Here is a 22,386-nt window from a genome sequence, read left to right as displayed (position 1 = left end):
ACCGGCTATACCGGCTGGCGCAAGAGTTCGGCCTTGAGCCACTGCGCCAACTGACCGGCGCGCCCATCTGCGGCGCGCTTGGGTAGCCATAACGCCAGGTGCGCCGGGGTTTCGCTGAAACCCCACGGCGCCACCAGGCGACCCGCGCGCAGGTCCTCTGCCACCAACGGTTCTGGCGCGATCGCCACGCCTAAACCTGCTACCGCCGCTTCCAGCAAATAATACAAATGCTCAAACCCCTGGCCGCGTTTCAACGCGCCGGGCTCGATGCCGTGTTGCTGTGCCCAACTGGGCCAAGCCTGCGGACGCGACGTGGTGTGCAACAAGTCTTCGCCGCACAGCGCTTGCGCCGGGGCTTGGCGCAGGCGTTCGTGACCGGCGAAGCGTGGGCTCATCACCGGGCCGATGCGCTCGCTGGCCAACTCGTACACCTGCATATCCGCTGGCCATGGCGGTTCGGCGAACACTAGTAGAGCATCGAGGCCTGGCCGCCTAGGGTCGAGATCGCCGTCACCCGCCGACAGGTGCAGGCGCAAATCCGGCAGGTCTGTGTTCAAGCGGCCCAAGCGCGGTATCAACCAGCGCGCCAGCAAGCTTCCCGAGCAACCCAGCACGAAGGGCGCATCAGCGCTGGCCTGAGTCAGTTCGGCGCACACATCCCTTAAACGTTCAAACGCCTCGGCACTGGCATCGCGCAGCCGAACGCCGGAATCTGTGAGTTTAAGGCCGCGCCCGTCTTTGATGAACAGGCTGACACCCAAATGCTCTTCCAGCACCTTCAACTGGCGGCTGACTGCACCGTGGGTCACATGGAGTTGCTCTGCGGCCTGACTAACGCTGTTGAACCGGGCAGTGGCTTCAAATGCGCGCAAGGCGTTGAGGGGCGGAAGGTCTCTGCTCATCTGTGAGTTTTCCTGACAGGTTGTGGCGATCTTATCGGTTTTCAGCGCAGCGTGTCAGGGGTAGAGTGGCCGTCATTGCCTCTCACACGAATTATTTCCTGGAGCGCCCCATGACTCAGTCCCAGACCGATCTTCGCAACGGCCCCGACGCCAACGGCCTGTTCGGCGCATTCGGCGGCCGCTACGTCGCTGAAACCCTGATGCCGTTGATCCTCGAACTGGCCCGCGAATACGAAGCGGCCAAGATTGATCCGGCTTTCAACAAAGAACTGGCCTACTTCCAGCGCGATTACGTCGGACGCCCAAGCCCGCTGTATTTCGCTGAGCGCCTGACCGAGTTCTGCGGCGGCGCCAAGATTTACCTCAAGCGCGAAGAGCTGAACCACACCGGCGCGCACAAGATCAACAACTGCATTGGCCAGATCCTGCTGGCGCGGCGCATGGGCAAAAAACGCATCATCGCCGAGACCGGCGCCGGCATGCACGGCGTGGCCACTGCCACCGTGGCTGCGCGCTTCGGCCTCGACTGCGTGATCTACATGGGCACCACCGACATTGAGCGCCAACAGGCCAACGTGTTCCGCATGAAGCTGCTGGGCGCCAAAGTGATCCCGGTAGTGTCCGGCACCGGCACGCTCAAAGACGCGATGAACGAAGCCCTGCGCGACTGGGTGACCAACGTTGATGACACCTTCTACCTGATTGGCACCGTGGCGGGCCCGCACCCATACCCTGCAATGGTGCGCGACTTCCAGGCCGTGATCGGCAAGGAAACCCGTGACCAGATGCAAGCCCAGGAAGGTCGCCTGCCGGACAGCCTGGTGGCGTGCATCGGCGGCGGTTCGAACGCCATGGGCCTGTTCCACCCGTTCCTGAATGACACCAGCGTCGAAATCATCGGCGTTGAAGCGGCAGGCTATGGCATCGCAACCGGCAAGCATGCCGCCAGCCTCAACGGCGGCGTACCGGGCGTACTGCACGGCAACCGTACCTTCCTGCTGCAGGACGACGACGGGCAGATCATCGATGCCCACTCGATTTCCGCCGGCCTCGACTACCCCGGCATCGGCCCGGAACACGCCTGGTTGCACGACATCGGCCGCGCCCAGTACACGTCGGTGACTGACGACGAAGCCCTCGAAGCGTTCCATAAATGCTGCCGCCTGGAAGGGATTATTCCCGCACTGGAAACTGCCCACGCCCTTGCCGAAGTATTCAAACGCGCACCGGCCCTGCCGAAAGATCACTTGATGGTGGTGAACTTGTCTGGCCGTGGCGACAAAGACATGCAGACCGTGATGCACCACATGGAAAACTCTCCACAAGAGCCAGCCAAGCAGGAGAAACACTGATGAGCCGCCTGCAAACGCGTTTTGCGCAACTCAAAGAACAAAACCGCGCCGCCCTGGTGACCTTCGTCACCGCCGGCGACCCGGGTTATGACACCTCGCTGGCGATCCTCAAGGGCTTGCCTGCAGCTGGTGCGGACGTGATCGAGCTGGGCATGCCCTTCACCGACCCGATGGCCGACGGCGCGGCGATTCAGTTGGCCAACATCCGCGCACTGGAAGCCAAGCAGAACCTGAGCAAAACCTTGCAGATGGTTCGCGAGTTCCGCAAAGACAACAACGACACGCCACTGGTGTTGATGGGTTACTTCAACCCGATCCACAAATACGGCGTGCCGCAGTTCATCACTGACGCCAAAGAAGCCGGCGTGGACGGCCTGATCGTGGTCGACATGCCGCCTGAACATAACGGCGAGCTGTGCGACCCGGCCCAGGCGGCGGGCATCGACTTCATCCGCCTGACCACGCCGACCACCGATGACGTGCGCCTGCCGACCGTGCTGAACGGCAGCTCTGGCTTTGTGTACTACGTGTCGGTGGCCGGTGTGACCGGTGCCGGTGCCGCCACCTTGGAACACGTTGAAGAAGCCGTGACTCGCCTGCGTCGGCATACCGACCTGCCGATCAGCATTGGTTTTGGTATTCGCACGCCAGAACAGGCAGCCGCCATCGCGCGCTTGGCCGATGGCGTGGTGGTAGGGTCGGCACTGATCGACCACATCGCCAATGCCAAAAATGATCAGCAAGCGATTGATGGCGTATTGAGCTTGTGCACGGCATTGTCGGAGGGTGTCCGCAACGCCCGTAAGTAAATGCCGTGTAGCAGTAGGTAAAGTTCCGGATACAGAGGAATCATACCGTCGAATCAGTACCTAAACTGACAAGACCAAGGGATTTCGAACCCCGTTCGAAATCCCTTTTTTGTTCGTGCAGTACTGAGGGAACCCCCATGAAAATGCCTAAACGCTTAATCGCTGGTCTCGGCGTGCTGATGCTCGGTGCGAGTGCCCTGGTGCAGGCCGCGCCGCCTGACCAACGCGGTGATGGCCCTGGCCGTGGCGGCCCGCAAGGCCAACACGAGCAACGTGGCGACGACCATCGCGGCCCGCAGAATAATCACCGCGGCCCGCCTCAGGACTTCGGCCCGGTGCGGCAGATCATCCACGACAACCACGGCCAATTCTCCCGTGGCGCACCGCCACCGCCGAACGTACGGCTGGTACGTGGACAGCCGTTGCCACGCGGTTACTACGGCGAACGCCTGGATAACCGTGCCCTGGCACGCCTACCGGTTTACCAAGGGTATGAATGGCGTCGTTCCGGGCCGGACGTGGTGTTGATCGCAGTGGGCACGGGCATCGTCTACGAAATCCTGAACGGCGTGCTCAACTAATACCGATGCTTTTGTGGCAAGCCGGCTTCCTGTGGCTGCCGGTTATTCATTCAGTTCAATACGCTCGACCTTGCCGACCAGCAACACGTAGGACAGCGCCCCCAGCAATGCCAGCACCGCAATGTAGGTAATCGCCGGCGCGAACGAATCTCCACTGGCCAGAAAGCCAATCACAATCGGCGTGGTTATTGCCGACAGGTTGCCGATAAAGTTGAACACCCCACCGGTCAGCCCCAGCAAGCGGGCCGGTGCCAGGGTGGCCACCAGCGACCAGGTGATCGACGCCAGGCCATTGCCAAAAAACGCCACCGCCAGGAACGCAATCACCCAGGCCGTTGAGTCCACAGAGTTGGCACCAATGATCGCCGTTGAAATCAGCAACCCGGCAATGATCGGCAACTTGCGCGCAAAACCTACCGACGCGCCCCGGCGAATCAGCCAGTCAGAAAAAAAACCCGAACACAGCACGCCCACAAACGCCGCCAGAAAGGGCAGCGACGCCAGCAGGCCGGACTTGATGAAGTCCATCCCGCGATATTTCACCAGGTAGGTCGGAAACCACGTCAGGAAAAACCACAGCGTGGAGTTCAGGCAGAACTGCCCCAGGTAGATGCCCCACAGCTTGCGCTTGCTCAGCACGATGCCCAGGTCGACCCAACTGAAGGGCGCCTTGGTGGCTTGCGCCTGCATATCCACCAAACCACCGCCTTCACGGATCAGCTCGATTTCAGCGGCGTTGGCACCTTTGAAATCCTTCGGCTCGCGGTACACCGCGTACCACACCAGTGCCCAGAGAATGCCGACGCCACCGGTGGCGACAAACACCATATGCCAGCCAAACGCGTGCTGCAGCCACGCCAACACCGGCGTGAGAAACGCCAGCCCGACAAACTGTCCCGACGTATAAACGCCAATCGCCGTGGCGCGCTCGCGCTCAGGAAACCACGTGGTGACCACACGGCTGTTGATCGGGTAGGCCGGCGCTTCCAAGGCGCCGACCGCCATGCGCAGCACAAACAGCGCGATGAAGCTGGCGGCAAACCCGAGCATCACGGTGGCAATCGACCACAACAGCAGGGCGACGGTGTAGAGAATGCGCGGTGGCACCCGATCCACCAACCAGCCGCCGGGGATCTGCATGGCGGCGTAGGTCCAGCCGAAGGCGGAGAAGATCAGCCCGACGTGCACCGGGTCGATGCCCAGCTCGCTGGTCAATGCCGGGGCGGCAATCGACAGGTTGCTGCGGTCGAGGTAGTTGATCACCACCGTGATAAACAGCAGCACCATGATGAAGAAGCGCTTTCTGCTGGGCGTGACTAAAGAAGCCTGCCCGGTGAAGGACTCAGGTTGCATGGGGGGTGCCTCTTCTTATGTTTATTGAGGACGGATAGCGGTCAGTGTGGGAGCTGGCTTGCCTGCGATGGCGGTATGCCTGTGCCAGAGATGCAAGCTGGCCCTCCGCTATCGCAGGTAAGCCAGCTCCCACATTGACTGTGTTTCTTCAGGAGGGGCTTACCACTCGGCAAAGCTGCCATCGGCGTGGCGCCAGATCGAGTTGCGCCAGCGGTGGCCGATGGCCGCGCGCTCGATCACGTATTCCTCGTTGATCTCAATACCCAAGCCAGGCCCGTTGGGGATCTTCACGAAGCCTTTGTCATAGTCGAACACGCCCGGGTCGCGGACGTAGTCGAGCAGGTCGTTGCTCTCGTTGTAGTGAATACCCAAGCTTTGCTCCTGGATAAACGCGTTGTAGCAAACCGCGTCCAATTGCAGGCAGGCCGCCAAGGCAATCGGGCCGAGCGGGCAGTGCAGGGCCAGGGCCACGTCGTAGGCTTCGGCCATGTTGGCAATCTTGCGGGTTTCGGTGATACCTCCGGCGTGGGAGGCGTCCGGCTGGATGATGTCGACGTAGCCTTCGCTGAGTACGCGCTTGAAGTCCCAGCGCGAGAACAACCGCTCGCCCAGGGCTATGGGCGTACTGGTCAGCGGCGCCAATTCTTTGAGCGCCTCGTAGTTTTCGCTGAGCACCGGCTCTTCGATAAACATCAGTTTGTACGGGTCGAGTTCCTTCATCAGCACCTTGGCCATGGGCTTGTGCACGCGGCCATGGAAGTCGACGCCGATGCCGACGTTAGGGCCCACCGCATCGCGCACGGCGGCAACGTTGGCCAGGGCCAGGTCAACTTTCTCGAAGCTGTCGACGAATTGGAGCTCTTCGGTGCCGTTCATTTTCACCGCAGTAAAACCACGCGCTACCGCCTCTTTGGCGGCACGGGCCGTGTCGGCCGGGCGGTCGCCGCCGATCCACGAATACACGCGGATCTTGTCGCGTACCTGGCCGCCCAGCAGGTCGCTGACCGAGACGCCCAGCGCCTTGCCCTTGATGTCCCACAGCGCCTGGTCGATACCGGCGAGGGCGCTCATGTGCACCGCGCCGCCACGGTAGAAGCCGCCGCGGTAGAGCACTGTCCAGATGTCTTCGATATTGCGTGGGTCTTTGCCGATCAGGTAGTCGGAAAGTTCTTCGACGGCAGCGGCCACGGTGTGGGCGCGGCCCTCGACTACGGGCTCACCCCAGCCGGTCACGCCCTGGTCGGTTTCGACCTTGAGGAAGCACCAGCGCGGCGGGACGATGAAGGTCGTCAGTTTGGTGATTTTCATCTTCTTATCTCTCTTGTCGATGCAGCGCCGAGGGCGCAAAGCTTGAAATCAATTCAGGGCATCAGTTCAACGCGTTCCAGGCGGCGACATACGCCTGGGCACTGCTGGCCACTTGATCCACGGACATACCCGGCTTGAACAACCCGGAACCCAGGCCGAAGCCCTTGGCGCCCGCGTCGAAATACACCGGCATGTTGCCTGGGGTCACACCGCCCACCGGCAGCAACAACGTGCCCGTCGGCAGTACCGCCAGCCACGCCTTGATCACACCCGGGCCCATTTGCTCGGCCGGGAACAGCTTCAACACGTCGGCGCCTTCGGCCAGTGCGGCGAAGGCTTCGGTGGGTGTGGCCACACCCGGCGACAGGTACAAGCCCGCCGCTTTCGCTGCACGTAGCACTTTGGCATCACTGTGGGGCATGACGATCACTTGGCCGCCGGCGGCTTTGACCTGCTCGACCTGCGCAGGCGCCAACACCGTGCCCGCGCCGATCAGGCAATCGGCGGGCAGGCTGTCGCGCAGGGTGCGGATGCTGGTGTAAGGGTCCGGCGAATTGAGCGGCACTTCGATCACCCGAAAGCCGGTCTGATAGAGCACCTGGCCGATCGCCTCGGCTTCGTCCGGTCGTACGCCGCGCAGGATTGCGATCAAACCGTTGTGTGCGAGTGCTTGCTTGAGCATGTCAGGCCTCCAAGACAGGTTGAGTGAGCCCGGCGGCCACTGCCAATTGCCACAAGCCGCGTTCACTGGCCGCTTGCGCCAGGCTGACGTGGGCGAAGCCGCAAAGGGCCAGGGCACGTTGGTAGCGGGCGCAGAGCGGGGCGTTACCGACCAGAACGATGGGTTTATGTTTTGCATGTTCGGGCAAACCGGCGAGTTCATGGCCAATCAGCAGGCCGGACAGGTAATCCGGTTGCTGGTCGGCGGCCAGCTCGGCGGTCAGCCCCAGCGTGCGGGCACTGAACAAGGTTGAGAGCACGCCGCGCTGGCCGTCTTTTGATAGCGCCACGTTCACGCCGCGATCAAACGCCTCGGCCTGGAAGTGTTCGCAGGGCTGTTGCGTACGCCCCAGAATGCTGTGCTTGCTCAGCACCGCGAACAGCTCGCCGGTCATGAAGGTGTCGAAGTGCGTGATGCAGCCATCCGCCACCTCGACCCATTTGGAATGGCTGCCAGGCAGGCCGATCAATACGTGCGCAGCGAGGCCTTGCAGCACGCCGAGCACCTGGGTTTCTTCGCCGCGCATCACATTGGGCAAGCCGACCTGCTCGATCACGCCCGGCACGATATGCAAATCAACGCCACGCAGGCTGCGCACGGTATGCAACGCCTGGCCGAGGCTGGCGACATCGACCGGCGTGTTGCGATAGGCCGCCTCGCTCCAACCTTGGGCGCTGCCGACCATTCCGCAGGCGATCACCGGCAGGTCGGGTACAGCATCAAGCCAATCACCGCAGGCCGCATCGAACGCCAACTCGAAGCCATCGCTGCAGCGCACGCCAGCAATCTCCCTAGACTCGCTGGGCAGGTGCATGATGCCGAACGACAGCGCGCGCTGTTCGAGCACCTTGCCGGCTGGGCCGAGTTTATAAGCACGAAGGGAGCTGGTCCCCCAGTCGAGCGCGATCAATTGCGCCTGCATCGCTTCACCTGAAATGAGTGGGTGCTGAAAAAAGCAGATGGGCGAATATAAACCTATGGCTGGCGATATCTCAATATATAAATATCAGTCCCACATATAGGGCTTAAATATAAAAAATCCCATCGCCTTTGCACAAGGGGATGGGATTTTTATCAGCCGTGGTTAAAAAACAGACAAATCCAGCTCGCGCATCGCACCCATCCAGATCGCGTAATCGGTGTGATCCTTCAAGTCATCCCCGGTCTCGGGGTGCAGGAACACCACCAGCCCCTCGCGGTGCAGCGCCAGCCACGGCAACACCACGCCGATGTATTCCGGCTCGAACGCCAGCTGGCAGCTCCAGTCCGGGTGCGGGCCCACCGGCCGTTCATGCACGCGGCCCATGCGCAGCGCAAACAGCTTGGCTGCGTCCTCGCAGAGCTTGCGCGCTTGGTCGATCGTGCTGGCGTCGAAGTAGATATGGGCGTGGTAGCCCTTGATACGTTGCATGGCGAAATCCGGATTCACTATGCGCCGATCCTAGACCGCTATCGACGGCAGGGCCAGCCCGGTCAGCGACTGCACGTTGCTGGCTTGCTCGGCCACCAGCCAGTCGACAAAGCGCTCGACCAATTGCCCCCGGCGTTTGCGCTGCGGCTGCACCACGTAGTAACCGAAGCGCGAGATCACCGTGTCGCTGATCGGCCGGCACAGCCACTTCTGCTCCAGCAAGTTATCCACCAGGTGACGCCAGCCGATGGCCACGCCCTGGCCGGCAATCGCGGCCTGTATCAGCAGGGTGTAGTTGTCGAATCGCAGCTGGCCGGGGGTGGGCGCGCTGGTAATGCCCAGCTCGCGAAATATACCGTTCCAATCGAACCACTGGCTGTTGTGTTCCTGGCGCAGGTGCAGCAAGGGGTAGTCCTGCAACGTCTGCACGGTCAGCGCCGTGGTGCGGTCCTTGAGCAGTTGCGGGCTGCATACCGGAAACGCCTCCTCGTTGAACAACCACAGGCTGTCGCCTTGCTTGAAACGGCCATCGCCAAACAGCACCGCCACATCGATATCGCTGCGCAAGGTCGCGTGGTTGCGTTCGCTGGTGACCAGGCTGACGTCGACTTGCGGGTTGGCCTGGTGAAAGCGATGCAGACGCGGCATCAGCCAGTAAGCGGCGAAGGCGAAGTCGGTGGCCACTTGCAGCACTTCATGCTGGTCCTGCTGGGTGATCGCGCTCAGGCCGTGGTTGATGGCCTGCAGGCCGCCCTGAACGTGTTCGAACAACAGAGCGCCCGCGTCGGTCAGCTCGATGCCACGGTAGATCCGATCAAACAAACGCAGCCCAAGCTGTTCTTCCAAGCGCTTGATCTGCTGGCTGATGGCTGGCTGAGTGGTGCCCATTTCCATCGCGGCAGCGGTAAAACTGCGGTGGCGCGCCGCCGCTTCGAAAGCGCGCAGCAGGTCGAGGGATAAATCGCCGAGGGCTTCATACATAAGCTGTGCTTATCCTAGACATTGCTTTTCATGGGCTTTACCCCATTTTCCATGGGCCGCATGCTGATTCGCATAAACACCGCCTATGGAATGCCGAAGACTCATGAAGCGCAAGAACATTCTTTTCATCATGGCCGATCAAATGGCCGCGCCGATGCTTCCGTTCTACGGACCCTCTCCGATCAAATTGCCCAACCTGAGCCGCCTCGCCGAGCAGGGCGTGGTGTTCGATGCCGCCTATTGCAACAGCCCGCTGTGCGCACCGTCGCGTTTCACCTTAGTCAGCGGCCAGTTGCCGAGCAAGATCGGCGCCTACGACAACGCGGCGGATTTTCCCGCTGATGTACCGACTTATGCCCACTACCTGCGCCGCCTCGGTTACCGCACCGCGCTGTCGGGCAAGATGCATTTCTGCGGGCCCGACCAATTGCACGGTTTTGAGGAACGCCTGACCAGCGACATCTACCCTGCAGACTATGGCTGGGCGGTGAACTGGGATGAGCCGCACGTGCGCCCCACCTGGTACCACAATATGGCGTCGGTGCTGCAAGCCGGGCCGTGCGTGCGCACCAACCAGCTGGATTTCGACGAAGAGGTGGTGTTCAAGGCTCAGCAATACCTGTTCGATCATATTCGTGAAGACGGCGACCAGCCGTTCTGCCTGACCGTGTCGATGACTCACCCACACGACCCGTACACCATTCCCAAGCCGTTCTGGGACCTGTACGACGACAGCGACATCCCAATGCCTACGACACCAGCCCAGGCCGACCTCGACCCGCATTCCCAGCGCCTGCTGAAGGTTTACGACCTGTGGGACAAACCGCTGCCGCTGAACAAGATCCGCGATGCGCGCCGCGCGTATTTCGGCGCGTGCAGCTACATCGACAGCAATGTCGGCAAGCTCCTGCAAACCCTGGAAGACACCGGCCTTGCCGACGACACCATCATCATCTTCTCGGGCGACCACGGCGACATGCTCGGCGAGCGCGGCCTCTGGTACAAAATGCACTGGTTTGAAATGGCCGCCCGCGTGCCGCTGCTGGTCAGTGCGCCGGGGCAGTTTGCCGCTGGCCGCGTGAGCAAAGCCGTGTCCACCGCCGACCTGTTACCGACCCTGGTGGAACTGGCCGGTGGCGAGTTGGACCCGCGTTTGCCGCTGGACGGCCGCTCACTGGTCCCGCACTTGCAGGGGCAGGGCGGGCACGACGAAGTCTTTGGCGAATACATGGCCGAAGGCACCCTCAGCCCACTGATGATGATTCGCCGTGGCGCGTACAAATTTATCTACAGCGAAGACGACCCTTGTCTACTGTTCGATGTACACAACGACCCGCACGAGCGGGAGAACCTCAGCCAGTCAGCGGAACACCGAGCACTGTTCGAGGCGTTTTTGAGTGAGGCGCGGGCCAAATGGGACATCCCGGCGATCCACCAGCAGGTGCTCGCCAGCCAACGCCGTCGTCGCCTGGTGTTTGAGGCGCTGACCCAAGGCAAGCTGAAGAGCTGGGATCACCAGCCACTGGTGGACGCCAGTCAGCAATACATGCGCAACCATATCGACCTCGACGACCTGGAGCGCAAGGCACGTTATCCACAACCCTGCCAACGCTAATAAAACAGAGGGAAGGCCATGCAAAAGTTGACTGCAGTGTTGGGTATGTTGGTGCTGACTAGCGCCAATGTGTACGCGGACACCCGCTGTGACACGGTGAAGATGGCCGATCCCGGCTGGAGCGATATCGCCGCCACCAATGCCATCACCGGTTTTCTGTTGAACGGCATGGGCTACAAGGCCAAGGTCGACACCCTGGCGGTGCCGATCACGTTTGGCGGGCTCAAGGATGGCCAGGTGGATGTGTTCCTGGGCAACTGGATGCCAGCGCAGCAGGGCTTCTATGACAAGTTCGTGGCCAACGGTGATGTGGTGCAACTGGCGAAAAACCTCGACGGCACCGAGTTCACCCTCGCTGTGCCGGACTACGTGTGGGACGCCGGGGTGCATGACTTCGCCGACTTGAACAAATTTGCCGATAAGTTCGACAAGAAGATCTACGGCATCGGCTCCGGCGCGCCGGCGAATATCTCGCTGCAGCAGATCATCAAGAAGAACGACTTCGACCTCGGCCAGTGGAAGCTGATCGAGTCGAGTGAGCAGGCGATGCTGGCCGAGGTGTCGCGGGCGGTTAAGAAACAGAAATTCGTGACCTTCCTAGGCTGGACGCCGCACCCGATGAACGTGCAGTTGAAAATGCATTACCTCAAGGGCGGCGAGAAGTACTTCGGTGACACCGGCAGCGTGTATACCTTAACCCGCAAGGGTTATGCACAGGCCTGCCCGAATGTCGGGAAACTGCTGACCAACCTGAGTTTCACCCAGGACATGGAGAACAGCATTATGGCCGAGGTGGTCAACAACAAGGTCAGCAATGCCGATGCGGCGAAGGCGTGGATCAAGGCGAATCCGGCGGTGCTGGACAAGTGGCTCGATGGCGTAAAAACCGTGGATGGCCAGGATGCGTTGGCGGCAGTAAAAGCCAAGCTTTAACCCCCGAAATGATCGTTCCCGCGCTCCGCGTGGGAATGCATCCTGTGACGCTCCGCGTCACGACCTTAAGAGCGAACGCGGAGCGTCCCTGGGCCGGCATTCCCACGCAGAGCGTGGGAACGATCATTAGCAGCCTGATACCCTGGCTCAAACCTTTAAACCCGAGTCTGCGATGCCCCGGCCCAACCGCCATACACTCTTCCCCTTCCTCGCCTGGCTGCCGCGCCAAACCCGCGCCAGCGTCGGCCGGGACGCGATGGTCGGCCTCAGCGGCGCTGTGCTCGCGCTGCCGCAGTCGATTGCCTACGCGCTGATCGCCGGTCTCCCACCCGAATACGGCTTGTACGCCGCCATCATTCCGGTATTGATCGCCTGCCTCTGGGGTTCCTCCTGGCACCTGATCTGCGGCCCGACAGCGGCGATTTCCATCGTGCTCTACGCCAGCGTCAGCCCCTTGGCCGTGCCTGGGTCGCAGGACTACATCACATTGATCCTGTTGCTAACCTTTCTCGCCGGGGTTTTCCAGTGGCTGCTGGGGATGCTGCGCTTCGGCGCGCTGGTGAATTTCGTCTCCCATTCGGTGGTACTTGGGTTCACCTTGGGCGCCGCCGTGGTGATTGCCTTGGGGCAACTGCCCAACCTGCTGGGGCTGGACTTGCCGAGCCAAGCCACAGCAATCAAAAGTTTGCTGGCGCTTATCGATCACGGTGGCGAGTGGGACCATGCCTCCCTCGTCCTAGGCTTGAGCACCTTACTGGTGGGCGCGTTGCTCAAGTACCGGGTGCCACGCTGGCCGACGTTGTTAATTGCTCTGGCCTTGAGCAGCCTGGTGGCGTGGCTGTGGCCAGCGATGTTCGGGCATGTGGCGCGGGTCAGTTCGTTTGTGGGCAAGCTGCCGCCGTTCAGCCCATTGCCGGTGGACCTGGACATGCTCCTGCGCCTGCTGCCCAGTGCCGTGGCGGTGGGCATGCTGGGGCTCGTGACCAGCCTGTCGATTGCGCGCTCGCTGTCGGCGCGCTCGCAACAATTGCTCGACGCCAACCAGGAAGTCCGTGCGCAGGGTTTATCTAATATCGTCGGCGGATTCTTCTCCGGCTACCTGTCAGCCGGTTCCTTTACCCGCTCCGGCCTGAGCTTTGAGGCGGGCGCGCGCTCACCCTTGGCGGGCGTGTTTTCCGCCTTGTGGGTGGCGCTGTTCGCGCTGTTCGGCGCGGTGTTGATCGCGCACATTCCGATCCCGAGCATGGCGGCGAGCATCCTGCTGATTTGCTGGGGCCTGGTGGATCATCGCGGCATTCGCGCATTGTTCCGTGTGAGCCGCGCCGAGTTTGTGGTGATGAGCCTGACGTGCGTCGCCACCTTGCTGCTGGAGCTGCAAACAGCGATTTATGCCGGGGTGCTGGCCTCGCTGTTTTTCTACCTCAAGCGCACCTCGCAACCGCGCGTGCAGCAGTGGCGTGATGGCGACGAGGATGTGTTGCGGGTGGGCGGTTCGATCTTTTTTGGCGCCAGCCATTACCTACAAGTGCGCCTGCAAAGCTTGCAGGGCGAGCGGGTGGTGATTGAGGCGCAGCAGATCAACTTTATCGACTATTCCGGGGTGGCGATGCTGCACCAGGAGGCACGTCGGCTCACGGGGTTGGGGCGTAGCCTGACATTGCGCCGGGCCCGGCCGCAGGTGGTGGAAGAGTTAAAAAAACTTGAAGGAGCCGACAACTGCCCCCTCCATTTCGAAGACTGAGTGCGGTTAAAACTGTGGGAGCTGGCTTGCCTGCGATGCAGACGACTCGGTCAGTCAGTTAGACCGAGGCGATCCAATCGCAGGCAAGCCAGCCCACAGTTTGACCGTGCCCACATGGACTTTGTGTCAGGCTAACTGGCGACGCAACTCAGCCAACACCGGCGCCGAATCCGGGCGCACACCACGCCATAGGAAGAACGCTTCCGCCGCCTGTTCCACGAGCATGCCCAAACCGTCCATCGCCACGGCTGCGCCTTGCTCTGTAGCCCAGCGGCAGAACGCCGTGGGCTCTTTGGCGTACATCATGTCGTAGCAGAACGTCTTGCCCGGTTCGATCAGGCTGCCGGCAATCGGCGGTACATCGCCTGACAGGCTGGCGGACGTGGCATTGATGATCAGGTCCACCGGCTCACGCAGCCAGTCGAAACCGCTGGCAGACACCGGGCCCAGGTCGTCGAACAGCTCGGCGAGCAATTCGGCCTTTTCTACCGTGCGGTTGGCGATGATCAGCGATGCCGGCTGCTCGGCGAGCAATGGCTCCAGCGCCCCGCGTACCGCGCCACCGGCGCCCAGCAACAGGATGCGTTTGCCTTGCAGGCTCAACCCGGCATTCACCTTCAGGTCACGCACCAGACCAGCGCCGTCGGTGTTGTCCCCCAGCAAAGTGCCGTCGGCCAACTTGCTCAGGGTATTCACCGCCCCGGCACGCTGGGCGCGTTCGGTCAGGCTGTTGGCCAAACGGTAGGCGTCTTCCTTGAACGGCACGGTGACGTTGGCACCTCGACCTTGCTGAAAGAACTCACGGGCACAGCCGATGAAATCTTCCAGCGGCGCGAGCAAGGTGCTGTAGTCCAGTTGCTCGCCGGTCTGCTCGGCAAACATGCGGTGAATCAGCGGCGACTTGCTGTGACCGATGGGGTTGCCGAACACGACATAACGGTCCATCAGACAGCCGCCTTGGGCGCGGCGAGGCCGAGCCAGTCGCGGTCTTGCAGGAAATAATCGGTGAGGCGCGCCTCTTCGCTGCCGGCCTCGGCTTTCCAGTCGTAGCTCCAGCGCACTTGCGGGGGCAGCGACATCAGGATCGACTCGGTGCGCCCGCCCGATTGCAGGCCGAACAGGGTGCCACGGTCGTAGACGAGGTTGAACTCGACATAGCGCCCACGGCGGAACTCCTGGAATTGACGCTGCTGTTCGGTGTAAGCCATGGCCTTACGGCGCTGCACGATCGGCAGGTAGGCGTCGATATACGCATCGCCGATGGCGCGGATGAAGGCGAAGCAGGTGTCGAAGTCCCACTCGTTCAAGTCATCGAAGAACAGGCCGCCAATGCCGCGCGGTTCGTTACGGTGCTTGATATGGAAGTAGGTGTCGCACCACGCCTTGTAGCGTGAGTAGACCTGCGGCCCGAACGGCGCACAGGCCTGCTCGGCCACGCGGTGCCAATGGATACAGTCTTCTTCATTGGCGTAATAGGGCGTGAGGTCGAAGCCGCCGCCGAACCACCACACCGGCTCTTCGCCGTCTTTTTCGGCGATGAAAAAGCGCACATTGGCGTGGGACGTCGGCACATGCGGGTTGTGCGGGTGGATCACCAGCGACACGCCCAGGGCTTCGAAGCCGCGACCGGCCAGCTCAGGGCGATGAGCACTGGCGGACGGTGGGAGGCCGCTACCAAACACGTGGGAAAAGTTAACGCCGCCTTTTTCGATGACCGTGCCGTTTTCGATCACACGGGTGCGACCGCCGCCGCCGGCAGGCCGGGTCCAGGCGTCTTCGACAAAGCGAGTGTCCGTCTCGAAGGTTTCCAGGGCGCTGCAAATGCGGTCTTGCAGGTCGAGCAGGTAGGCTTTAACAGCCTCAGTGCGGGTAGTCATGGCATCACCTTGAATCGGGCAAAGCTACGCGAGGCCATTGGGCGTCGGCGGCAAATGGGCGCACAGGATACCACCGCACCCCATTGCGCCGCAGTTGACGAAGATCAAGCTTAGGAGTCCGATAGCGGGCTACCCATGTTCGACCTCAGGAGAAGTGCAGATGGCCAAACGTATCCAGTTCAGTGCCCATGGCGGCCCCGAAGTGCTTGAGTATGTGGACTACGCCCCGGCAGAACCTGGCCCGCAGCAGGTTCGCGTGCGCAACGAGGCCATCGGCCTGAACTTCATCGACACTTATTTCCGCAGTGGCCTTTATGCACCGCCCGCGCTGCCATCGGGCTTGGGCGCCGAAGGTGCCGGCGTGGTCGACGCGGTGGGCAGCGAGGTCACGCAATTCAAAGTCGGCGACCGTGTGGCCTACGGCAGCGGCCCGCTAGGTGCCTATAGCGAGCTGCATGTGTTGCCCGCCGCCAATCTGGTGCACTTGCCGGACGATATCAGTTTCGAGCAAGCCGCCGGCGCGATGCTCAAGGGCCTGACCGTGCAGTACCTACTGCGCCAAACCTACGAATTAAAGGGCGGCGAAACCATCCTGTTCCACGCCGCGGCTGGTGGCGTCGGTTCGCTGGCCTGCCAATGGGCCAAGGCCTTGGGGGTGAAGCTCATCGGCACGGTGAGCTCACCGGAAAAAGCCGCGCTGGCCAAATCCCTGGGAGCGTGGGAAACCATCGACTACAGCAGGGAAAACGTCGCACAACGTGTGCTGGAATTGACCGCCGGCAAAAAGGTGCCGGTGGTGTACGACGGCGTAGGCAAGGACACTTGGCTGACCTCGCTGGACAGCGTGGCGCCACGTGGGCTGGTGGTGAGCTTCGGGAATGCGTCGGGCGCGGTGGATGGCGTGAACCTGGGGATTCTAGCGGCCAAAGGCTCGCTGTATGTCACCCGGCCGACCTTGGCGACCTATGCCAGCAATCCGAAGGATTTGCAGGCGATGGCCGATGACCTGTTCTCGATGATCAAGAGCGCCAAGGTGCGCATTGATATCAACCAGCGGTTTTCGTTGGCGGATGCGGCGAAGGCGCAGACTGAGTTGTCGGGGCGGCGGACTACTGGTTCGACCATCCTTCTGCCATAAAGGCTTAAGACAGTTGCTGGTTTGAAGGGCCCCATCGCGGGCAAGCCCGCTCCCACATTTTGACCGTGTTCCTTAAGTTGGAATGCAGTCGAATGTGGGAGCCGGGCTTGCCCGCGATGGCCGTGCCTCGGTCTCAAGAAGGCCGCACCACCTCACCCGTCGCCAAGTCACGAATCAGGCTCGGGTTCTTGCGCCCACCCAGGGCACCGCCCAACACCCGATCAACCTGGCCACGGAAATACTGCTCAACGCGAATCCGCGTACGCGCAGCCGGGCGCCCCTGTGGGTTGGCCGACGTGGAAATCAGCGGCCCGACCAGCGAGCACAGATCCCGCACCAGTGGATGATCGCTCACCCGTAACGCCACCGTATCGTGCACACCGGTTACCCACTCAGGCAGCAAGTCCTGATGAGGCACCAGCCAGGTATTCGGCCCCGGCCAGGTGCTGGCCATGCGTTCGATCCAGGTGTCCGGGAAGTCTTCAAAGAGAAAATCGAACTGGCGAATATTGTCCGCCACCAGGATCAGGCCCTTGTCCACCGACCGATTTTTGATCGCCAGCAGCCGGTCCACCGCTTCTTCGTTCCACGGGTCGCAGCCAAGGCCCCAGACCGCTTCGGTCGGGTAGGCGATCACCGCGCCTGCGCGAATTTCTCGTGCGGTTTCCAGCACACGCCACCTGTTGACCATTGCTCACTCTCCGGACTAAAGCTCTGCGCAGTTTACCGATCTTCTTTACAAAACCTAGCAGCGCGCAAGCCAGCGCCCGCTTTCGCAGATCACTTGGCCTTCGAGTTCAAGCTCGGTAAGGGTCGCCAGCACTTGGGACAACGGTCGCCCACTGGCAATGGCCAAGGCTTCACTGGTGTGAGGTGCAGCGTGCAGCAGCGCCACCAACGGGTGAGTGACCGGCATGGGCGTCGGGCGGGACAGCGCCTGCCAGCCGCGTAACCCATCCAGAATATGCTCGATGGACTCCACCAGTGTCGCGCCATCGCGGATCAACTGGTGACAGCCCTTGGCGCCGGGATGATGGATGGAACCCGGGATCGCATACACCTCACGCCCTTGCTCGGCCGCCAACCGCGCAGTGATCAGCGAACCGCTGGCCATGCTGGCTTCCACCACCAGCACGCCCAGTGACAGGCCACTGATGATCCGGTTGCGCCGGGGGAAGTTCGCGGCCTGGGGCGCAGCGTCTAGCGGAAACTCGGAAACCACCGCACTGCCTTGGGCAATCATCGCGGCGGCGAGCGTTCGGTGGCGCTGTGGATAAAAGTTTTCAAGCCCGGTGCCGAGCACACCGATTGTCTGACCACCGACGTCCAGGGCTGCCTGATGCGCCGCGCCATCTATGCCCAACGCGAGGCCACTGGTGATGACAAAACCGGCACTCGCCAGGCTGCGGGAAAAGGCGGCGGCGGTGTCCATGCCGGGGCGCGAAGCGCGGCGGCTGCCAACCATGGCCAACTGCGGCTTTTCCAGGATTTTCGGGTCGCCGGCGACAAATAACAACGGCGGCGCGTCGTCGATCTGGGCGAGCAAGGCAGGGTACTCAGGCTGGTCCCACATCAGCAAATGCTGGGCCGGGTGCTCCAACCACGCCAAAGCTTGAGCGGCACCATCACGTATTTCAGGGCTACGCCGGGCATCGGCGCTACTGGCCGGCAACCCGAGGGATCGCCAGGCACTGGCCGGGGCGCTGATGGCCTTTGAAGCAGACCCAAAGGCCTCGATCAATACACTAAAACGCTTGGGTCCCAGTTCCGGCAGCCTGTGCAAGCGTAGTCGGGCTTCCAGTTCTGACGGGGAAATTTCGCTACTGTTTATCGGATACATTTGATCATCCTTGACCGGAACAAGCTGTGGATAACTCTGTTGGTAACTTATTTAGCAGGCTATTTATTGTGTTTGTTGGGGAGTCTCGAATCGATCCATTACGGCCAAAGCACGTGAGGCGCTGAGCACCAGGCCGTAACTGAGCTTTTCATAGGTACGAAACACCAGCAGGGTGCCGGCGCGTTCGTCGGGGAGTTGGGTTGGGGCGCCAGTGAGGGTGTCGCGTACGTTGGCGCCCGCTTTGATCACGGATAACAGTTGGCCTTCAACCAACCCGTCGCGGCGGCCCTTATTCAAAGTCACGGCGTCCAGCGCGCCTATCTGGGTGACGCCTTTGGGAACGTCGATGATGTGCCCTTGAATAAAAGGTGCCGGTTTCAGAGTGGTCAGCTCGATGGGAGGCTCGGCGCGCAGCAGTCGGTCGCCAGGACGTACTTCCTGGGTGACCCGTTGCAGCGCCAGGGTGGTGAGGTCGCCCGCCGTCACAAAGCGTGCGGTACCAATGTCGTCGGCGTTGATGCCCAGCAGTTCATGGGTGTCTGGGTCGGTGTAGGCCTTGCCGCGGCGAAAGATCCCATACTGCGGCTGAGTCGGGTCCAGGACACCTCGTGCATACACACGCTCGCCGTTGGCGCCCAGCACTCGACCTGCGTCGGCCGCGACAATGTAAGGCGCGTTGTCCAAATCCCGGGCGGTATCGAGAATGCGGTTGTGCAGTAAAAAGTGCTGGATAGCCTGTTGCGTGGCGTGCTCCAGCCGCTGGCCGGGCTGGGGAAGCAGGGCCGTGGCGAGCGGCGCCCACAACAGCAAGACGAGTAGCGATTTCCTCATGGGGTGAATCTCCTTTATTATGTGCGTTCGCGTGAAATGCCATAGCCTTCGCGGCTTTCGAACCTTTCACACCGGCTGCCTGGGTCCATCCCACCGCCGATTTGCCTCTACCTCACATGTGCAGCAATTACGCTTATGGCTATTTTGAACATCCTCGAATTTCCCGACTCGCGCCTGCGCACGATCGCCAAACCGGTGGCCGTAGTGGACGACAAGGTTCGTCAGTTGGTCGATGACATGTTTGAAACAATGTATGAAGCTCCGGGCATCGGTCTCGCCGCGACCCAGGTCAACGTGCATCAGCGCGTCGTGGTCATGGACTTGTCGGAAGATCGCAGCGAACCGCGGGTGTTTATCAACCCTGAGTTCGAACCGCTGACCGATGAGATGGGCGAATACCAGGAAGGCTGCCTGTCGGTGCCGGAGTTCTACGAGAACGTCGAACGCCCGGTGCGCGTGAAGATCAAGGCGCTGGACCGTGACGGTAAGCCCTACGATCTGATCGCTGAAGGCCTGCTGGCGGTGTGCATCCAGCACGAATGCGACCACCTCAACGGCAAGCTGTTTGTTGATTACCTGTCCACGCTTAAACGCGACCGGATCAAGAAGAAGCTGGAAAAAAAGCATCGCCAGCAAGCTTGATGCCCTTCTTCCAAAGGCTTGCTGCGGCAAGCCTTTTTCTTTTGTGACTGTTTTTAACCGAGACCTCCCATGACCGAGCCACTGCGCATTGTTTTTGCCGGCACTCCTGAATTTGCTGCCGAACACCTTAAGGCGCTGCTTGCCAGCCCTTATGACATCGTCGCGGTGTACACCCAGCCGGATCGCCCGGCCGGTCGCGGGCAAAAACTGATGCCGAGCCCGGTCAAGCAGCTGGCGCTGGAGCACAACATTCCTGTGCTGCAACCGCCGACCCTGCGTAACGCCGAGGCCCAGGCGGAGATGGCTGCGCTGAAACCTGACCTGCTGGTGGTGGTGGCCTATGGCTTGATCCTGCCCCAGGCCGTGCTGGATATCCCACGCCTGGGCTGCATCAACAGCCACGCTTCGCTGCTGCCACGCTGGCGCGGTGCGGCGCCGATCCAACGCGCCGTGCAAGCCGGTGACAGTGAAAGCGGTGTGACCGTGATGCGCATGGAGGCTGGCCTGGACACCGGCCCGATGCTGCTGAAAGTCACCACCCCGATCACCGCCCAAGACACCGGCGGCAGCTTGCACGACCGTCTCGCCGAGCTGGGCCCGCCGGCCGTAATCCAAGCCATCGCAGGCCTGGCTGCCGGTACCCTGGAAGGCGAAGTGCAGGACGACAGCCTCGCCACCTACGCCCACAAACTCAACAAAGACGAAGCGCGCATCGACTGGAGCCGTCCGGCCGTAGAGCTGGAGCGCCTGGTACGCGCCTTTAACCCGTGGCCGATCTGCCACAGCACCCTCGACGGCGAAGCGTTGAAAGTGCTGGCCGCCACCTTGGGTGAAGGCAAGGGCGCACCCGGTGAAATCATCGGCGCCAGCAAAGAAGGCCTGTTGGTCGCCTGCGGTGAACAGGCGCTGTGCCTGACGCGTCTGCAATTGCCCGGCGGTAAAGCGCTTAATTTCAGCGATTTGTTCAACAGCCGTCGTGAGAAATTTGCCCTGGGCACGGTTCTCGGGGCGGTCGCTCAATGAACCCGCGTCTGGCCGCCGCCAAGGCCCTCGCCGCCGTCCTCAACGGCAAGGCTTCGCTAAACAGTTCGCTGCCTACCCAGTTGGATAAAGTTGAAGGCCGTGATCGCGGCTTCACCCAAGACCTGGCCTTTGGCACCGCCCGCTGGCAGCCACGTTTGTCGGCGCTGGCGGCCAAGTTGCTGCAAAAGCCGTTCAAAGCGGCGGATGCCGATGTGGAAGCACTGCTGCTGGTCGGTCTTTATCAGTTGCTCTACACCCGCGTGCCAGCCCACGCCGCCATCGGTGAAACCGTCGGGTGTGCCGAGAAACTGAAAAAGCCATGGGCCAAGGCTCTGCTCAACGCCGTGCTGCGTCGCGCCCAGCGCGAGAGCGAAGCACTGCTGGCCGAGCTGGAACATGACCCGGTCGTGCGCACCGCTCACCCGCGCTGGCTGCAAAAAGCTCTGAAAGCGTTCTGGCCTGAGCAATGGGAAGCCATTTGCGCGGCGAACAATGCGCACCCGCCGATGATTCTGCGGGTTAACCGTCGTCATCACAGCCGCGACGCCTACCTGCAATTGCTCATCGACGCCGGTATCAACGCCACACCGTGCGTATACAGCCCCGACGGCATCGTGCTGGAAGCAGCCACCGACGTACGCGCCTTGCCGGGCTTTGCCGAAGGTTGGATCAGCGTGCAGGACGAAGCCGCGCAACTGGCCGCCGACCTGCTCGGCCTGGCGCCCGGCCAGCGCGTACTCGACGCCTGTTGCGCGCCGGGCGGTAAGACTTGTCACATTCTGGAAGTCGAAAAAGACCTCGCAGGTGTGGTCGCTGTCGACCTGGAAGCCAAACGCCTGGTGCGCGTGCGTGAAAACCTCGCGCGCCTGGGCCTGAGCGCCGACCTGATCGCCGCCGATGGCCGCGACACCGCCACCTGGTGGGACGGCAAACCCTTCCAGCGCATCCTGCTCGATGCGCCGTGTTCCGCCACCGGCGTGATCCGCCGCCACCCGGACATCAAGCTCACTCGCCAGCCCGACGACATCGCCGCCCTGGCCGTGCTGCAGGGCGAACTGCTCGACGCTTTGTGGCCAACCCTGGAAGTCGGCGGCATCTTGCTCTACGCCACCTGCTCCACCTTGCCCACTGAGAACACCGAAGTAATCGAAGCGTTCCTTGCCCGCACCAGCGGCGCACGCGAACTGGACCTCGCCACGGCGGCTGGCATCAAACAGCCCCATGGCCGCCAGTTGCTCGCACAGGAAGGCGGGCACGATGGCTTCTACTACGCCAAACTGATCAAGATTGCCGCCGCGCGCGGCTGAATGAGTTTAAGGGAGTGACCG

Annotated in this window: 22 protein-coding genes; 10 read left to right on the top strand and 12 right to left on the bottom strand. The window is 61.8% G+C overall.

Annotated features, from left to right (window positions below):
- Positions 1-5: 5 nt before the first annotated feature.
- Positions 6-902 (bottom strand): LysR family transcriptional regulator, encoded by an 897-nt coding sequence (locus tag E0F99_RS01690; RefSeq protein ID WP_083355957.1) that lies wholly within the window; start codon positions 900-902, stop codon positions 6-8.
- A gap of 110 nt (positions 903-1,012) precedes the next feature.
- Here E0F99_RS01690 and trpB point away from each other — a divergent pair, with 110 nt between their 5' ends.
- The 3 genes from trpB to E0F99_RS01675 all read left to right on the top strand — a co-directional run bounded on the left by trpB (position 1,013) and on the right by E0F99_RS01675 (position 3,644).
- A complete protein-coding gene (trpB, locus tag E0F99_RS01685) occupies positions 1,013-2,254 on the top strand; it encodes a tryptophan synthase subunit beta (protein ID WP_083355958.1) in 1,242 nt (413 codons plus the stop codon).
- Complete coding sequence (gene trpA / locus E0F99_RS01680) at positions 2,254-3,063, top strand: tryptophan synthase subunit alpha (RefSeq protein ID WP_083355959.1); 810 nt, start codon at positions 2,254-2,256, stop codon at positions 3,061-3,063. Before trpB ends, trpA begins: the two co-directional genes overlap by 1 nt.
- A gap of 137 nt (positions 3,064-3,200) precedes the next feature.
- On the top strand, positions 3,201-3,644 hold the full coding sequence (locus E0F99_RS01675) for an anti-virulence regulator CigR family protein (protein WP_083355960.1): 444 nt from the start codon (positions 3,201-3,203) through the stop codon (positions 3,642-3,644).
- 42 nt (positions 3,645-3,686) lie between these two features.
- On the opposite strand, the gene E0F99_RS01670 is transcribed toward E0F99_RS01675, so the two are convergent.
- From E0F99_RS01670 to E0F99_RS01645, 6 genes are all read right to left on the bottom strand, one after another.
- Positions 3,687-4,997 (bottom strand): MFS transporter, encoded by a 1,311-nt coding sequence (locus E0F99_RS01670; protein ID WP_083355961.1) that lies wholly within the window; start codon positions 4,995-4,997, stop codon positions 3,687-3,689.
- A 159-nt stretch (positions 4,998-5,156) separates the two neighbouring features.
- Positions 5,157-6,305, bottom strand: a complete 1,149-nt coding sequence (gene dgoD / locus E0F99_RS01665) for a galactonate dehydratase (RefSeq protein ID WP_083355962.1) — start codon at positions 6,303-6,305, stop codon at positions 5,157-5,159.
- Between the two features lie 61 nt (positions 6,306-6,366).
- Positions 6,367-6,987, bottom strand: coding sequence for a 2-dehydro-3-deoxy-6-phosphogalactonate aldolase (locus E0F99_RS01660; RefSeq protein ID WP_083355963.1), 621 nt, complete (start codon positions 6,985-6,987; stop codon positions 6,367-6,369).
- A 1-nt stretch (position 6,988) separates the two neighbouring features.
- Positions 6,989-7,948: a 2-dehydro-3-deoxygalactonokinase gene (locus E0F99_RS01655; protein ID WP_083355964.1), complete on the bottom strand. Its 960-nt coding sequence runs from the start codon at positions 7,946-7,948 to the stop codon at positions 6,989-6,991.
- 162 nt (positions 7,949-8,110) lie between these two features.
- Positions 8,111-8,437 (bottom strand): DOPA 4,5-dioxygenase family protein, encoded by a 327-nt coding sequence (locus E0F99_RS01650; RefSeq protein WP_083355965.1) that lies wholly within the window; start codon positions 8,435-8,437, stop codon positions 8,111-8,113.
- A gap of 30 nt (positions 8,438-8,467) precedes the next feature.
- Positions 8,468-9,418, bottom strand: coding sequence for a choline sulfate utilization transcriptional regulator (locus E0F99_RS01645; RefSeq protein ID WP_083355966.1), 951 nt, complete (start codon positions 9,416-9,418; stop codon positions 8,468-8,470).
- Between the two features lie 103 nt (positions 9,419-9,521).
- Between E0F99_RS01645 and betC the strand changes: the two genes are divergently transcribed.
- The 3 genes from betC to E0F99_RS01630 all read left to right on the top strand — a co-directional run bounded on the left by betC (position 9,522) and on the right by E0F99_RS01630 (position 13,707).
- Positions 9,522-11,033: a choline-sulfatase gene (betC, locus tag E0F99_RS01640; RefSeq protein WP_083355967.1), complete on the top strand. Its 1,512-nt coding sequence runs from the start codon at positions 9,522-9,524 to the stop codon at positions 11,031-11,033.
- Positions 11,034-11,051: 18 nt separating this feature from the next.
- Positions 11,052-11,966 carry a choline ABC transporter substrate-binding protein gene (gene choX, locus E0F99_RS01635; RefSeq protein ID WP_083355968.1) on the top strand — a complete coding sequence of 305 codons (915 nt, stop codon included), beginning with the start codon at positions 11,052-11,054 and terminating at the stop codon, positions 11,964-11,966.
- A gap of 172 nt (positions 11,967-12,138) precedes the next feature.
- A complete protein-coding gene (locus E0F99_RS01630) occupies positions 12,139-13,707 on the top strand; it encodes a SulP family inorganic anion transporter (protein WP_083355969.1) in 1,569 nt (522 codons plus the stop codon).
- 126 nt (positions 13,708-13,833) lie between these two features.
- Here E0F99_RS01630 and aroE read toward each other — a convergent pair whose 3' ends face one another.
- Positions 13,834-14,652: a shikimate dehydrogenase gene (aroE, locus tag E0F99_RS01625; RefSeq protein WP_083355970.1), complete on the bottom strand. Its 819-nt coding sequence runs from the start codon at positions 14,650-14,652 to the stop codon at positions 13,834-13,836.
- A complete protein-coding gene (gene hemF / locus E0F99_RS01620) occupies positions 14,652-15,584 on the bottom strand; it encodes an oxygen-dependent coproporphyrinogen oxidase (RefSeq protein WP_083355971.1) in 933 nt (310 codons plus the stop codon). Before hemF ends, aroE begins: the two co-directional genes overlap by 1 nt.
- Positions 15,585-15,744: 160 nt before the next feature.
- Between hemF and E0F99_RS01615 the strand changes: the two genes are divergently transcribed.
- On the top strand, positions 15,745-16,722 hold the full coding sequence (locus E0F99_RS01615; protein ID WP_083355972.1) for a quinone oxidoreductase family protein: 978 nt from the start codon (positions 15,745-15,747) through the stop codon (positions 16,720-16,722).
- A gap of 133 nt (positions 16,723-16,855) precedes the next feature.
- Here E0F99_RS01615 and tsaC read toward each other — a convergent pair whose 3' ends face one another.
- From tsaC to E0F99_RS01600, 3 genes are all read right to left on the bottom strand, one after another.
- Complete coding sequence (gene tsaC / locus E0F99_RS01610) at positions 16,856-17,413, bottom strand: L-threonylcarbamoyladenylate synthase type 1 TsaC (protein WP_083355973.1); 558 nt, start codon at positions 17,411-17,413, stop codon at positions 16,856-16,858.
- 54 nt (positions 17,414-17,467) lie between these two features.
- Positions 17,468-18,562, bottom strand: coding sequence for a DNA-processing protein DprA (dprA, locus tag E0F99_RS01605; protein WP_083355974.1), 1,095 nt, complete (start codon positions 18,560-18,562; stop codon positions 17,468-17,470).
- 63 nt (positions 18,563-18,625) lie between these two features.
- Positions 18,626-19,393, bottom strand: a complete 768-nt coding sequence (locus E0F99_RS01600; protein ID WP_083355975.1) for a peptidoglycan-binding protein — start codon at positions 19,391-19,393, stop codon at positions 18,626-18,628.
- Between the two features lie 135 nt (positions 19,394-19,528).
- Between E0F99_RS01600 and def the strand changes: the two genes are divergently transcribed.
- The 3 genes from def to rsmB all read left to right on the top strand — a co-directional run bounded on the left by def (position 19,529) and on the right by rsmB (position 22,365).
- On the top strand, positions 19,529-20,035 hold the full coding sequence (gene def, locus E0F99_RS01595) for a peptide deformylase (RefSeq protein ID WP_083355976.1): 507 nt from the start codon (positions 19,529-19,531) through the stop codon (positions 20,033-20,035).
- 69 nt (positions 20,036-20,104) lie between these two features.
- Positions 20,105-21,058 carry a methionyl-tRNA formyltransferase gene (fmt, locus tag E0F99_RS01590; protein WP_083355977.1) on the top strand — a complete coding sequence of 318 codons (954 nt, stop codon included), beginning with the start codon at positions 20,105-20,107 and terminating at the stop codon, positions 21,056-21,058.
- Complete coding sequence (rsmB, locus tag E0F99_RS01585; RefSeq protein WP_083355978.1) at positions 21,055-22,365, top strand: 16S rRNA (cytosine(967)-C(5))-methyltransferase RsmB; 1,311 nt, start codon at positions 21,055-21,057, stop codon at positions 22,363-22,365. The genes fmt and rsmB overlap by 4 nt, the downstream gene beginning before the upstream one ends.
- The last annotated feature ends 21 nt before the right edge of the window (positions 22,366-22,386 follow it).

Origin of the sequence: Pseudomonas antarctica, assembly GCF_900624995.1 — a bacterium.
GTDB classification, from domain to species: Bacteria; Pseudomonadota; Gammaproteobacteria; order Pseudomonadales; family Pseudomonadaceae; genus Aquipseudomonas; species Aquipseudomonas antarctica.
Note: the sequence above shows the minus strand (reverse complement) of the source record. Positions and strands in the feature narration are given on the sequence as shown.